15 protein-coding genes are annotated in these 13,722 nt (G+C 59.7%); 8 read left to right on the forward strand and 7 right to left on the reverse strand.

All coding sequences use genetic code 11. The features are described from left to right. Positions 1 to 26 precede the first annotated feature (26 nt). The 3 genes from ACZRMS_RS01490 to ntrC all read left to right on the forward strand — a co-directional run bounded on the left by ACZRMS_RS01490 (position 27) and on the right by ntrC (position 3,261). Positions 27 to 446, forward strand: a complete 420-nt coding sequence (locus ACZRMS_RS01490; protein WP_463993803.1) for a cupin domain-containing protein — start codon at positions 27 to 29, stop codon at positions 444 to 446. A gap of 299 nt (positions 447 to 745) precedes the next feature. Beyond that, positions 746 to 1,831 carry a nitrogen regulation protein NR(II) gene (gene glnL, locus ACZRMS_RS01495; protein ID WP_463993804.1) on the forward strand — a complete coding sequence of 362 codons (1,086 nt, stop codon included), beginning with the start codon at positions 746 to 748 and terminating at the stop codon, positions 1,829 to 1,831. Further along, positions 1,828 to 3,261 (forward strand): nitrogen regulation protein NR(I), encoded by a 1,434-nt coding sequence (ntrC, locus tag ACZRMS_RS01500; protein WP_463993805.1) that lies wholly within the window; start codon positions 1,828 to 1,830, stop codon positions 3,259 to 3,261. The genes glnL and ntrC overlap by 4 nt, the downstream gene beginning before the upstream one ends. Positions 3,262 to 3,637: 376 nt before the next feature. Here the strand turns inward: ntrC and ACZRMS_RS01505 are convergent, their stop codons facing one another. After that, a complete protein-coding gene (locus ACZRMS_RS01505; protein ID WP_463993806.1) occupies positions 3,638 to 4,075 on the reverse strand; it encodes a hypothetical protein in 438 nt (145 codons plus the stop codon). On the opposite strand from ACZRMS_RS01505, the gene ACZRMS_RS01510 reads away from it, so the two are divergent. Continuing rightward, complete coding sequence (locus tag ACZRMS_RS01510; RefSeq protein WP_048360499.1) at positions 4,074 to 4,529, forward strand: tRNA (cytidine(34)-2'-O)-methyltransferase; 456 nt, start codon at positions 4,074 to 4,076, stop codon at positions 4,527 to 4,529. The two genes, ACZRMS_RS01505 and ACZRMS_RS01510, sit on opposite strands and share 2 nt — an antisense overlap. Positions 4,530 to 4,673: 144 nt before the next feature. On the opposite strand, the gene secB is transcribed toward ACZRMS_RS01510, so the two are convergent. From secB to ACZRMS_RS01525, 3 genes are read right to left on the reverse strand one after another with little or no spacing between them, the layout of a single operon-like run. Further along, positions 4,674 to 5,159: a protein-export chaperone SecB gene (secB, locus tag ACZRMS_RS01515; RefSeq protein ID WP_463993807.1), complete on the reverse strand. Its 486-nt coding sequence runs from the start codon at positions 5,157 to 5,159 to the stop codon at positions 4,674 to 4,676. Between the two features lie 41 nt (positions 5,160 to 5,200). Next, positions 5,201 to 5,455: a glutaredoxin 3 gene (gene grxC, locus ACZRMS_RS01520; RefSeq protein ID WP_463993808.1), complete on the reverse strand. Its 255-nt coding sequence runs from the start codon at positions 5,453 to 5,455 to the stop codon at positions 5,201 to 5,203. A 2-nt stretch (positions 5,456 to 5,457) separates the two neighbouring features. Continuing rightward, positions 5,458 to 5,871: a rhodanese-like domain-containing protein gene (locus ACZRMS_RS01525; RefSeq protein WP_463993809.1), complete on the reverse strand. Its 414-nt coding sequence runs from the start codon at positions 5,869 to 5,871 to the stop codon at positions 5,458 to 5,460. Positions 5,872 to 6,007: 136 nt separating this feature from the next. Here ACZRMS_RS01525 and gpmI point away from each other — a divergent pair, with 136 nt between their 5' ends. From gpmI to ACZRMS_RS01545, 4 genes are all read left to right on the forward strand, one after another. Beyond that, positions 6,008 to 7,543, forward strand: a complete 1,536-nt coding sequence (gene gpmI, locus ACZRMS_RS01530) for a 2,3-bisphosphoglycerate-independent phosphoglycerate mutase (protein WP_463993810.1) — start codon at positions 6,008 to 6,010, stop codon at positions 7,541 to 7,543. Positions 7,544 to 7,738: 195 nt separating this feature from the next. Beyond that, entirely contained in the window at positions 7,739 to 9,025 is a 1,287-nt protein-coding gene (locus ACZRMS_RS01535) for a murein hydrolase activator EnvC family protein (protein ID WP_463993811.1), read from the forward strand. A gap of 35 nt (positions 9,026 to 9,060) precedes the next feature. After that, a complete protein-coding gene (locus ACZRMS_RS01540; RefSeq protein ID WP_463993812.1) occupies positions 9,061 to 10,377 on the forward strand; it encodes a S41 family peptidase in 1,317 nt (438 codons plus the stop codon). 1 nt (position 10,378) lies between these two features. Then, the gene (locus ACZRMS_RS01545; protein ID WP_463993813.1) at positions 10,379 to 11,161 is read left to right on the forward strand and encodes a divergent polysaccharide deacetylase family protein; all 783 of its coding nucleotides are present in this window, start codon (positions 10,379 to 10,381) and stop codon (positions 11,159 to 11,161) included. 203 nt (positions 11,162 to 11,364) lie between these two features. Here the strand turns inward: ACZRMS_RS01545 and ACZRMS_RS01550 are convergent, their stop codons facing one another. The 3 genes from ACZRMS_RS01550 to hisA all read right to left on the reverse strand — a co-directional run bounded on the left by ACZRMS_RS01550 (position 11,365) and on the right by hisA (position 13,711). Then, entirely contained in the window at positions 11,365 to 12,120 is a 756-nt protein-coding gene (locus ACZRMS_RS01550) for a substrate-binding periplasmic protein (RefSeq protein ID WP_463993814.1), read from the reverse strand. A 72-nt stretch (positions 12,121 to 12,192) separates the two neighbouring features. Further along, positions 12,193 to 12,963 carry an imidazole glycerol phosphate synthase subunit HisF gene (gene hisF / locus ACZRMS_RS01555; RefSeq protein ID WP_463993815.1) on the reverse strand — a complete coding sequence of 257 codons (771 nt, stop codon included), beginning with the start codon at positions 12,961 to 12,963 and terminating at the stop codon, positions 12,193 to 12,195. A 10-nt stretch (positions 12,964 to 12,973) separates the two neighbouring features. Next, positions 12,974 to 13,711, reverse strand: a complete 738-nt coding sequence (gene hisA, locus ACZRMS_RS01560; protein ID WP_463993816.1) for a 1-(5-phosphoribosyl)-5-[(5-phosphoribosylamino)methylideneamino]imidazole-4-carboxamide isomerase — start codon at positions 13,709 to 13,711, stop codon at positions 12,974 to 12,976. Positions 13,712 to 13,722: the final 11 nt, after the last annotated feature.

Genomic DNA, 13,722 nt, shown 5'->3' on the forward strand with positions numbered 1-13,722 from the left:
AGCCGACTCATTAAACGGACGTTGCCATGACACTTTCAAATACCATCAAAGCCCCTCTCCTGCCGCTTGCCTGCCCCACATTGCCCGGATGCAGCAACAACCCTCCCGGCGTACGGGTCGAACAACTGCTCAAGGCCGACAAAACCTGGGATGGCGCAACTTACGCCCCATACCCGGCCGGCCAACCTGAATTAACCGTACTCAAAATCACCATCCCCGCCAAAACCGCACTCAACTGGCACAGCCACCCCATGCCCAATATCGTCTATGTAGTGTCGGGAGAGCTGCGGATCGAAACCCGGGACGGCAAGCACACCACCACCGTACAGGCAGGCCAGGTATTGCCCGAAGTGATCAACACCGTTCACCGCGGCGTAAGCACCGACAAACCCGTGGAGCTGATTGTGTTCTACGCAGGCAGCCCTGGCATGCCCCTCTCCCAGTAAGCACCTCGCGCACGCTTTTCTGAGCGACCTGCTACCCGAAAGCAGACCGCTCAGCTCATATTTGAGAACAACTGAAACCATTCACCTGATATGCACTATATTGGTGCATTGATACATGATCTGCGCATTAATCAGCCCAAATTGGGTCAAAAAGCCCCTGCCGCCGGGCCGCTGTGCTGTTCAAACGCGTTCCAAAGCCTTATTTCAGGCAATTAGCGCTTCTTTTCGGAGCCTTGGTTTGGTTTTTGCATTTTCCTTGCACCAGCGCCTCACCCGCGCACGCAATCCGGGATCGGCCCATGACCATCAGTGACGCCCTGCACCGACTGTTACTCGATAACCTGACCACCGCCACGCTTTTACTCAATGCGGATTTACGCCTTGAGTACATGAACCCGGCGGCGGAAATGCTGCTGGCAATCAGCGGTCAACGCAGTCATGGCCAATTCATCAGCGAGCTGTTCACCGAATCCACCGAAGCCCTGCACTCGTTGCGCCAGGCCGTCGAGCAGGCCCACCCGTTCACCAAGCGCGAAGCAATGCTGACCTCGCTGACGGGCCAGACCCTGACGGTGGATTACGCCGTGACGCCCATTTTGAGCAACAGCGGCACGATGCTGCTGCTTGAGGTGCACCCCCGCGACCGTTTGCTGCGCATCACCAAAGAAGAAGCCCAGCTGTCAAAACAGGAAACCAGCAAGATGCTGGTGCGCGGCCTGGCCCACGAAATCAAGAACCCGCTGGGCGGGATTCGCGGCGCGGCCCAGTTATTGGCCCGCCAGCTGCCCGACGAAAGCCTTCGCGACTACACCAATGTCATCATCGAAGAAGCCGACCGCCTGCGTAATCTGGTCGACCGCATGCTGGGCTCCAACAAACTCCCCTCGCTGGCCATGACCAATGTCCACGAAGTCCTCGAACGCGTATGCAACCTGGTGGAGGCCGAAACACAGGGCAGCATCACATTGGTGCGCGACTACGACCCAAGCCTGCCCGACCTGCTGATCGATCGCGAACAAATGATCCAGGCCGTACTCAATATCGTACGCAACGCGATGCAGGCCATCGGCAGCCAGAACGAGCTGCGCTTGGGCCGCATCAGCCTGCGCACCCGCGCCATGCGCCAGTTCACCATTGGTCATGTGCGCCATCGGCTGGTCACCAAAATCGAAATTATCGATAACGGCCCGGGCATCCCGGCCGAGCTGCAAGACACCCTGTTTTTCCCGATGGTCAGCGGCCGCCCTGACGGCACCGGGCTAGGCCTGGCCATTACGCAGAACATCATCAGTCAGCACCAAGGGTTGATCGAGTGTGAAAGCCACCCCGGCCACACCCTTTTCTCGATCTTCCTACCCCTGGAACAAGGAGCCGCATCGACATGAGCCGAAGTGAAACCGTGTGGATCGTCGACGACGACCGTTCTATCCGCTGGGTCCTGGAAAAAGCCTTGCAACAGGAAGGCATGACCACACAAAGTTTCGACAGCGCCGATGGGGTGATGAGCCGCCTGGCTCGCCAGCAGCCTGATGTAATCATTTCCGATATCCGCATGCCCGGCTCCAGTGGCCTGGACTTGCTGGCCAAGATTCGCGAACAGCACCCGCGCCTGCCCGTGATCATCATGACCGCCCACTCGGACCTGGACAGTGCGGTGGCCTCCTATCAAGGGGGGGCTTTCGAATACCTGCCCAAGCCATTTGACGTCGATGAAGCCGTGTCACTGGTCAAGCGCGCCAATCAGCACGCCCAGGAGCAACAAGGCCTGGCCGTAACCCCTACCCTGGCCAGAACCCCGGAAATCATCGGCGAAGCGCCGGCGATGCAAGAGGTGTTTCGCGCCATTGGCCGCCTGAGCCACTCCAACATCACGGTGCTGATCAACGGCGAGTCGGGCACGGGCAAAGAGCTGGTAGCCCACGCCCTGCACCGCCACAGCCCACGAGCTGCATCTCCGTTTATCGCACTGAACATGGCCGCGATCCCCAAGGACTTGATGGAGTCCGAGTTGTTCGGCCACGAAAAGGGCGCCTTTACCGGCGCGGCGAACCTGCGCCGGGGCCGCTTTGAGCAGGCAGATGGCGGGACCCTGTTCCTGGACGAAATCGGCGACATGCCCGCCGACACCCAAACCCGTCTGTTGCGTGTCCTGGCCGATGGAGAGTTCTACCGTGTTGGCGGGCATACGCCGGTCAAAGTCGACGTGCGCATCATCGCGGCCACCCACCAGAACCTCGAAACCCTGGTCCAGGCCGGCAAGTTTCGCGAAGACCTGTTCCACCGCCTGAACGTGATCCGCATTCACATCCCGCGCCTGTCGGACCGTCGTGAAGACATCCCGACCCTGACGCGGCACTTCCTAAGCAGCGCTGCGCAAGAGCTGTCGGTGGAGCCCAAGCTGCTGAAGGCCGAAACCGAGCAGTACCTGAAAAACCTGCCGTGGCCGGGCAACGTGCGCCAGCTTGAAAACACCTGCCGCTGGATCACGGTTATGGCTTCGGGCCGTGAAGTGCATATCACCGACTTGCCGCCCGAACTGCTGAACCTGCAGCAGGACGCGTCCCCGGTTACCAACTGGGAACAAGCCTTGCGCCAATGGGCCGACCAGGCCCTGGGCCGTGGCCAGTCCAACTTGCTGGACAGTGCGGTGCCCACCTTTGAGCGGATCATGATCGAGACTGCGCTCAAGCACACCGCTGGCCGGCGCCGTGACGCCGCCGTGCTGCTGGGCTGGGGCCGCAACACCTTGACCCGCAAGATCAAGGAACTGGGCATGAAGATCGATGGCGACGAGGATGACAGCGACGAGGCTTAAAGCAGATCAAAGCCCCCTCTCCCTTCGAGAGAGGGGGCTTTCAGGCAAGATCGCACCACCCTCAAGCAACGCGCACCATTAACGTGCACCGCTCTAAATCAATGGTTACAGCCACTCCACCCGAGAAACCAGCCACACCAAACGCCAAAGCCCCGAATCCCGGGGCTTTGGCGTTTGTATCAAGCATTTTTTACAAAAAATAGAAAACTGGCACGCGCCCTGCAATACCTACAACACGCAACAACGCTTTAGGGGACCTTGATACAGGCAGGTCAAGACTCCCCACTTTTACACCCGCAGCCTTGATGTCTTTTGCATCAGCGCGCACACCGCTTTTGGGGAACCCGGTACAGGCAGGCTGGAATTCCCTCTTTTATTACTCCCGCAGGTTCACCTGCAATCGCCAGCGCCCATCCTGCGGCGCACCGGCCCAGTCGCCCTGCAGGGCACGGGCCGCCACCAGCGTCAGCAGCAAACCACCGTCAGTCGCACGTACCCGCCAGTTCACATTCTTGCCGTTGAGCTTTAACTGGCCGCTCTGCGCCTTGCCCTTGGCATCAAACAGCAAGCCCAGCGTGCCGTCGACCAACTCGCCATGCAGCTTGGGTTCATCGTTGAACCACACCACCAGGCCATCCTCCAGCACATCCACCTGTTGCAGCTCAATCGGCTCTGGCGCCGTCAAACGCCCGATCATCATCCCCACCATCACACCGACTATCGCCAAAGAACCTAAAACCCGTGGCCATAGTTTCGGTCGCGGGTCCTCTTCAGGCGTAGAATGCTGCCCATCTTTAAGTTCGGAGCCGTGCATGTTTCACGTCATCCTTTTTCAACCAGAAATTCCGCCGAATACCGGCAACATTATCAGGCTGTGCGCCAACAGCGGCTGCCACCTGCATTTGATCGAGCCTATCGGTTTTGAGCTGGACGACAAGCGCCTGCGCCGCGCAGGGCTCGATTACCACGAGTACGCACCGCTCAAGCGCCATGCCGACCTGGCCAGTTGCCTTGAGAGCCTGGGCCACCCCCGGCTCTTCGCCTTCACCACCAAAGGCTCGCGGCCGTTTCACGACGCGCAATTTGCCGAAGGTGATGCATTTATCTTCGGCCCTGAAAGCCGTGGCCTGCCGCCGGAGGTGCTCGACGCTCTGGACGGCGACCATCGCCTGCGCCTGCCAATGCGCGAAGGCTGCCGCAGCCTGAACCTGTCCAACACCGTCGCCGTGGCGGTATACGAAGCCTGGCGGCAACTGGGTTTCAAGTAAACACACACCCTGTGGGAGCGGGCTTGCCCGCGATGAAAGCTACGCGGTGTACCTGTTGCACCGCAGCGATTCAATCGCGAGCAAGCCCGCTCCCACACACAAAAAAAGCGCCCTCAGGCGCTTTTTTTATGCAGCAACGACTGTTTATTGAACAGTCGGGGGGCCTTCTTCCTGCATGCGCTGCAATTCTTGCGCGTACAGGGCATCGAAGTTCACCGGAGCCAGCATCAACGCAGGGAACGAGCCACGGGTAACCAGGCTGTCCAGGGTTTCACGGGCATACGGGAACAGGATGTTCGGGCAGAACGCGCCCAGGGTGTGGTTCATCGACGCTGGATCAAGGTTTTTGATCAGGAAGATGCCAGCCTGTTGAACTTCAGCAATAAACGCCACTTCATCACCGTTTTTCACGGTAACCGACAGGGTCAGAACCACTTCGTGGAAGTCGCCTTCCAGCGGCTTTTGACGGGTGTTCAGGTCCAGGCCAACGCTCGGTTCCCACTGCTGGCGGAAGATCGCCGGGCTTTTTGGGGCCTCGAACGACAGGTCACGCACGTAGATGCGTTGCAGGGAGAATTGTGGAGCGGTGTCTTCATCGCTAACAGCAGCGGTGTTCTGTTGGTCAGTCATCACAGATCCTTGTTGATCTTGGGGCTTATAGAGAATGAGAGTCAGACGTTCAGCAGCGCATCCAATTTACCTGCGCGTTCCAAAGCAAACAGGTCATCGCACCCGCCAACATGGGTTTCGCCAATCCAGATTTGCGGGACCGACGTACGACCTGCCTTTTGAGCCATCTCGGCCCGTACCTGAGGCTTGCCGTCGACCTTGATTTCGTCAAAGGCAACCCCCTTCTTCTCAAGCAGAGCCTTGGCCCGCATGCAGTAAGGGCAGTAGTCGCTGGAGTAAACGATGACCTTGGACATACTTACTTCACCACTGGCAGGTTGTCTGCGCGCCAGCTGGAGATGCCGCCAGACAGCTTCGCCGCATTGTAACCGGCCTTGAGCAGTTCACGGGCGTGGGAGCCCGAATGCTGGCCCTGAGCGTCAACCAGAATAATGGTTTTGCCCTTGTGCTTGTCCAGCTCGGCAATGCGCGCCATCAGCTTGTCTTGCGGGATGTTCAGTGCACCCACGATGTGGCCGGCAGCAAAGTCCTTGGCCGGGCGAATATCAATCACCACACCTTCGTCGCGGTTGACCAGGCCGGTCAGTTCGCCCGTGCTGATGCTGCGACCGCCACGGCTTATTTCGTGGGTGATCAACAACGCCAGCAGGATGACAAACGCGCCTACAAGCAGGTAGTGAGAAGTCGCAAATGCAATCAGGTGCTCAACCATCAGAAGGTTCCAGGGTCGTAAAATGTGGGCCAGTATACACAGCCACCTTGGTCGGCCAAACCCCGCCCGGCGGTGACGCCACATGAACTTCGCTTTAAACTGCGCGTCCTCATTAAACCAGCCGCGAGTGGGATCTATGACTACCACGCCTAAACCTTTGGTCCTGATCATCCTGGATGGCTTCGGTCACAGTGAAAGCCACGAATACAACGCCGTCTACTCGGCCAAGAAACCGGTGCTAGATCGTCTTTGCGCGAGCATGCCAAACGGCCTGATCTCAGGCTCGGGCATGGACGTCGGTCTGCCTGACGGCCAGATGGGCAACTCCGAGGTCGGCCACATGAACCTTGGCGCCGGCCGCGTGGTGTATCAGGATTTCACCCGCGTCACCAAGTCGATCCGCGATGGCGAGTTCTTCGAGAACCCGACCATTTGTGCCGCTGTCGACAAGGCGGTGAGTGCAGGCAAGGCCGTGCATATCCTGGGCCTGCTGTCTGACGGCGGTGTTCACAGCCACCAGGACCACCTGATCGCGATGGCCGAACTGGCATTCAAACGCGGCGCGGAAAAAATCTACCTGCACGCCTTCCTGGATGGCCGCGATACACCGCCGAAAAGCGCTGCATCCTCCATTGAGCTGCTGGACGAAGCGTTCAAGGACCTCGGCAAGGGCCGTATCGCCAGCCTGATTGGCCGGTACTTCGCCATGGACCGCGACAACCGCTGGGACCGTGTGGAGCAAGCCTATAACCTGATCGTCGACGGCAAGGGCCAGTTCAACGCCGCCACCGCCCAGGAGGGTCTGGACGCCGCTTACGCCCGCGGTGAAAGCGACGAGTTCGTCAAAGCCACCACCCTCGGCGAGCCGGTCAAGGTTGAAGACGGCGACGCCGTGGTGTTTATGAACTTCCGTGCCGACCGTGCCCGCGAGCTGACCCGCGTGTTCGTTGAAGACGACTTCAACGCGTTCGAACGCGCCCGCCAGCCAAAACTGGCCGGTTTTGTGATGCTGACCCAATACGCGGCCAGCATCCCGGCTCCTAGCGCATTTGCACCAGGCAGCCTGGAAAACGTGCTCGGTGACTACCTCGCCAAAAACGGCAAAACCCAGCTGCGCATCGCCGAGACCGAAAAATACGCTCACGTGACCTTCTTCTTCTCGGGCGGACGCGAAGAACCGTTCCCGGGTGAAGAGCGCATCCTGGTGCCCTCGCCGAAGGTCGCCACCTACGACCTGCAGCCTGAAATGAGCGCCCCCGAAGTCACCGACCACATCGTCGATGCCATCGAAAACCAGCGTTACGACGTGATTGTCGTCAACTACGCCAACGGCGACATGGTCGGCCACAGCGGCGTGTTCGACGCTGCCGTCAAAGCGGTTGAATGCCTGGACGCTTGCGTGGGCCGTATTGTTCAAGCGCTGGATAAAGTCGGCGGCGAAGCCCTGATCACGGCCGACCACGGCAACGTTGAGCAGATGTCCGACGACACCACAGGTCAAGCCCATACCGCCCACACCTGCGAGCCCGTGCCGTTCATCTATGTGGGCAAGCGCCCGCTCAAGGTCCGCGAAGGCGGTGTGCTGGCCGATGTGGCGCCGACCATGCTCAAGCTGCTGGGGCTGCCACAGCCTGAAGAAATGACCGGCAAATCGATCCTGGTCGACGCTTAAAACAACGCAATGCCTGTGGGAGCGGGCTTGCTCGCGATACAGGCGACGTGGTGCATCAGGCAGTGCGTGGTGATGCTATCGCGAGCAAGCCCGCTCCCACAGGATCAACGGCTACAATTTCACCTTCATCCATTTCTTATAGGTAACGATGGCGGGCATACTAGGCCGTCCCGTTCCCCAGGTGTCGCCCGCCCCATGCTTCGCGCCCTTATAGCCCTGACCCTCGCATGCCTGCTCCAACCGGCGTTTGCCGACGAGCGCGCGCAAACCCAACAGCAGCTGGAGGCTACGCGCCAGGATATCGGCGAGCTGAAAAAGCTCCTCGGCAAGCTCCAGGAAGAAAAATCCGGCGTGCAGAAAGACCTGCGCGGTACCGAAACCGAAATCGGCAAACTGGAGAAGCAGGTAGAAACCCTGCAACAAGAACTAAAAAAGAGTGAAGGCGAGCTGCTGCGCCTAGATAGCGAGAAAAAAGATCTCCACAGCGCAAAACTTGAACAGCAACGCCTGATCGCCATTCAGGCCCGTGCCGCCTATCAGGGCGGACGTCAGGAATACCTGAAGATGCTGCTCAACCAGCAAAACCCCGAGAAGTTCGCCCGAACTCTCACCTATTATGATTACCTGAGCCAGGCCCGCCTGGCGCAGCTCAAGGGTTTCAATGAAACCCTGCGCCAACTGGCCAATGTCGAAGCAGACATCAACCTGCAACAGGCTCAGCTGCTGACACAAAAAAGCAGCCTGGACACCCAGCGCGCCGAACTCGACAAGGTACGTGCGCAGCGCCAGCAAGTTCTGGCCAAACTCAATACCGACGTAAAGGATCGCGATCAAAAGCTGCAAGCTCGCGAGCAGGATCAGGCTGATCTGGCCAAAGTCCTCAAGACCATTGAAGAAACCCTGGCCCGCCAGGCCCGCGAAGCCGAACAGGCGCGCCAAAAAGCTCTGATCGCGCAGCAGGAAGCCGAGAAAAAACGCCAGCGCGAGGCTGAAGCGGTCGCCACCGACGCCCCCCGCAAAGCGGTCAAGTCAACACCGGGCGCACTGGTCTCCAGTGCGGGCGCTTCCTACGGCGGCGTTTTTTCTCAGGCCCGGGGAAAACTTCCATGGCCGGTTGATGGTCGATTGCTTGCGCGCTTCGGTGAAACCCGTGGCGATGATTCGCGCACCAAGTGGGACGGCGTGATGATCAGCGCCGCCGCCGGTAGCCAGGTACACGCTGTTCACGGTGGCCGCGTGGTGTTTGCCGACTGGTTGCGCGGCGCAGGCCAACTTGTGATCCTGGATCACGGTAATGGTTACTTAAGCTTGTATGGCCACAACCAGACGTTGCTCAAGTCTGCCGGAGACATCGTTAAAGCCGGCGAGGTGATTTCCACCGTAGGCAACAGCGGTGGCCAAGCCACGCCAGCACTGTATTTCGCTATTCGTCAGCAGGGCCGCCCGAGCGACCCTGCACAATGGTGTCGCACTCAGGGATGAGTCCATCACCTTTAATACGTAGGAGTTCGCTCAACATGCCGCACTTGCCCCGCCTCAACTCGCTGGCCCTGACGATCGCCCTGGTGATCGGCTCGCCGATGGCATTTGCTGCCGAGCCGGCCATTGCGCCGGCAGGTGCTGCTTCCAGTGCAAAAGCCCCGCTGCCACTGGAAGAGTTGCGCACATTTGCCGAGGTCATGGACCGGATCAAGGCCGCGTATGTTGAACCCGTGGACGACAAAACCCTGCTGGAGAATGCCATCAAAGGCATGCTCAGCAACCTCGACCCGCACTCCGCCTATCTGGGCCCCGAAGATTTCGCCGAGCTGCAAGAAAGCACCAGCGGCGAGTTTGGCGGGCTGGGCATCGAAGTCGGCGCCGAAGACGGCAATATCAAGATCGTCTCACCGATCGACGACACCCCTGCCAGCAAGGCCGGGATCCAGGCGGGCGACTTTATCGTCAAGATCAACGGGCAGCCCACCCGCGGCCTGAGCATGACCGAAGCCGTGGACAAAATGCGCGGCAAGATCGGCCAGAAAATCACCCTGACCCTGGTACGCAACGGCGGTGCTCCGTTTGACGTGACCCTGACCCGCGCCAATATCCAGGTCAAAAGCGTCAAGGCCCAGCTGCTTGAAGACGGCTACGGCTACATCCGCATTACCCAGTTCCAGGTCAAGACCGGCGAAGAAGTGGCCGCCGCCCTGTCCAAGCTGCGCAGAGAAAACGGCAACAAAAGGCTCAAGGGCATCATCCTCGACCTGCGTAACAACCCGGGTGGCGTGCTGCAATCGGCCGTTGAAGTGGTCGATCACTTCATCACCAAAGGCCTGATCGTCTACACCAAGGGCCGCATCGCCAACTCCGAACTGCGCTTCTCGGCCACAGGCAAGGACCTGAGCGAAAACGTCCCGCTGGTGGTACTGATCAACGGCGGCAGCGCTTCGGCCTCGGAAATCGTCGCCGGTGCCTTGCAGGATCAAAAACGCGGCGTCGTGATGGGCACCACCAGCTTCGGCAAGGGCTCGGTGCAAACCGTGCTGCCACTGAACAATGACCGCGCGCTGAAAATCACCACTGCGCTGTACTTCACACCGAACGGGCGCTCGATTCAGGCCCAGGGCATCGTGCCGGACATCGAAGTCAACCGCGCCAAGATCACCCGCGAGCAAGACACCGAGTACTACAAAGAGGCCGACCTGCAAGGTCACCTTGGCAATGGCAACGGCGGTGCCGACAAACCGACCGGTTCCAACCCTAAAGCCAAACCGATGCCTCAGGACGATGACTTCCAGCTGAGCCAGGCTCTGAGCCTGCTCAAAGGCTTGAGCATTACGCGCGGTAACTGAGGTGCGCTTTACTCTGGCCTTGGCCCTGCTCTGCTGCCTGACCGGTGTCGCCCATGCGACACCGGTCAGCCACCCGGCTACTGCGCACAAGGCTTACCTGAGCCTGATCATCGATGACCTTGGGCAAAACCTGCCCCGGGACCGCCGCGTGCTGGCCTTGCCCGGGCCGGTCACTGCCGCCGTGATGCCCGACACCCCTCACGCCGCCGAGTTTGCCCGCGAAGCCCACAAGGCCGGCAAAATCGTCATTTTGCACATGCCAATGGACCCGGCCACCGGCCCCTTTGCCTGGCACCCGGAACTGCCCGTCGACGAACTTGAAAAACGCCTCAACGCCGCGTTCAAGGCCGTGCCCTACACCAGTGGCATCAACAACCACATGGGCAGCCGCATGACCTCACAGCCACAAGCAATGGCCTGGCTGATGGGCACCTTGCAGCAGCGCCACAAATTCTTTGTCGACAGTCGCACCAGCGCACAGACCGTTGCTGCAGCCCAGGCGCAAAAAATCGGGCTGGCCAGCGTCTCTCGGGATGTGTTCCTCGATGATGTGCGCACCGAACAAGCTATCGCCACGCAACTCGAAACCGCCATCAAGCTGGCCCACAAGCAAGGCTCGGCGGTGATGATCGGCCACCCTTATCCGCAAACCCTCGCCGTGCTTGAACGTGAATTACCCAAGCTCAAGGCGCAGGGGATCGAATGGATCGATATCAAACAAATGATCGGCGTGCGCGGTAACAAGGCCATGGCCGGGCACGGGAAGGATGGGGTTTATCGCTAGCCCATACGGGCTCCGCTCTTGTGGGAGCGGGCCTGCTCGCGATGCAGTCGGCGCGGTCTGTCTGGCAAACCACGGTGATGCCTTCGCGAGCAGGCTCGCTCCCACAGGTTTTGCGCCACCCACAAAACTCACAACGCGGTATTTGCGCAGCTACGCGGTGATGCTATCGCGAGCAAGCTCGCCCCCACATCCGCAGATTGTGGTTAGAGATATCTTGCTCTGATCTTGTCCACCACGCCTTCAGCCCGCAGCTCGTCCAGCGCCTTCTGCAACTTGTTCACCACCTCATCCGGCACTTCTTTATTCAACGCCAAATACAACTCGGCCTGATTAAAGCGCAACACCGTCTTGAACCCGGAAATCCCCACCTGGCGTGCTAAAAATTGCCCCGCAGGATCGCCTGTGGCCCAGAGGTCGATTTGCCCCGCCAGCAGCTTTCTGGCGTTGTCCTGATCGCGCAACACAATCACCGGCGCCAGCCCCTGTTTTTCGAGGGCCAGGGCAATCGCATCGCCCTTATAAGCGCCTATGCGGTATGAACGGGCTTGCTCAAGGGATGTCAGGACAATCGGGCTATTGGCCCGCGCAAGGAGCACCCAGTCATCCGGACCAATCGGGCCAACCCACTTGAACAGCTTTTCACGCTCGGGCACACGGGCAGTCACAAACACGCCGTATCCGGGATTTTCGAGGGCAAGGTGATAGATACGCTCCCAAGGGAAGCGCAAGGTCATGCTGTAAGAGATACCGGCACGTTTAAAGGTTTCACGCAGAATATCGACGGCGATACCTTCAATGTTCTCGTTTTGCGCAAAGTTTTTGCCGTTTTTCGCCATGTTGTACGGCGGGAAATTTTCAGTCAGCAATACCATCGAGGGGTGAGAGGCATCGGCCGCAAAAGCGGCACTCGCCAGCCACATCGTGGAACCGGCGAGAACAGGCAAAAAGCGTTTAAACATGACAGGCGACCTAAATCCATGGCGTGCTCAAGAGTGCCGTGGGCACGCCATGCTGTCCAGTAGCCTTTGGGTTTAGCGGACCACGATTCCACGCTCTGCCATGTACGCCTTGGCCTCTGGCACGGAGTACTCGCCAAAGTGGAAAATGCTCGCAGCCAGTACCGCACTGGCGTGACCTTCCAGAATGCCGTCGGCCAGATGCTGCAGGTTGCCGACGCCGCCCGAGGCGATCACCGGAATGCCCAGCGCATCGCTGATGGCACGGGTCACACCCAGGTCAAAGCCGTTTTTCATGCCGTCCTGATCCATGCTGGTCAGCAAAATTTCGCCGGCCCCCAGGCCTTCCATCTTCATGGCCCACTCGACAGCATCGAGCCCGGTAGGCTTGCGCCCGCCGTGGGTGAAGATCTCCCAGCGCGGAGTCTCGCCCGGCAGTGAGACCTTTTTTGCATCAATCGCTACCACGATGCACTGCGAACCAAAATGCTGCGCCGCTTCACCCACAAACTCCGGGTTGAACACCGCTGCCGTATTGATCGACACCTTGTCCGCGCCGGCATTGAGCAGGTTGCGAATGTCCTGGATGCAACGCACCCCGCCGCCCACGGTCAGCGGGATAAACACCTGGCTGGCCATGCGCTCGACGGTATGCAACGTAGTGTCGCGGCCATCGACGCTGGCGGTGATGTCGAGAAACGTAATCTCGTCAGCACCCTGCTCGTCGTAACGACGGGCGATTTCTACCGGGTCGCCAGCATCGCGAATGTTCTCGAACTTGACGCCCTTTACAACCCGGCCGTTATCCACGTCCAGGCAAGGGATGATGCGTTTGGCCAGCGCCATGGGTTTCTCCTCAGGCCTTGTAGCTGTCGCAGAAGGCTTGCGCCTCGGCTACATCCAGCGTGCCCTCATAGATTGCACGGCCGGTGATGGCGCCCACGATGCCCGGAGCCCTGGCGTCCATCAGGGCCTTGATGTCACCCAGGTTGTGGATGCCGCCCGAAGCGATCACCGGAATGCTGGTCGCAGCGGCCAGCGCGGCGGTGTAGCTCACGTTGCAGCCCTGCATCATGCCGTCTTTGGCGATGTCGGTATAAACGATGGCCGACACGCCGTCCGCTTCAAAGCGCTTGGCCAGGTCGATGACCTGTACGGTGCTGACTTCAGCCCAGCCATCGGTGGCCACGAAGCCGTCTTTGGCGTCCATGCCGACAATGATCTTGCCAGGAAAAGCACGGCACGCCTCGGCCACGAACTCAGGGTTTTTCACCGCTTTGGTGCCTAGAATCACGTAGCTCACGCCCGCCTTGACGTAGTGCTCGATGGTTTCCAGCGAGCGAATCCCGCCGCCGATCTGGATCGGCAGATGCGGATAGCGTCTGGCGATGGCCGTCACTACTTCACCGTTGACCGGCTGGCCTTCGAAGGCGCCGTTCAGGTCAACCAGGTGCAGACGGCGGCAACCGCCCTCTACCCATTTGGCGGCCATGGCCACCGGGTCATCGGAGAACACCGTGGAGTCTTCCATACGGCCCTGGCGCAGACGTACACAGGCACCGTCTTTAAGATCGATAGCGGGGATAATCAGCATCTGGCAAACCT

It is taken from the genome of Pseudomonas sp. B424 (genome assembly GCF_055408345.1).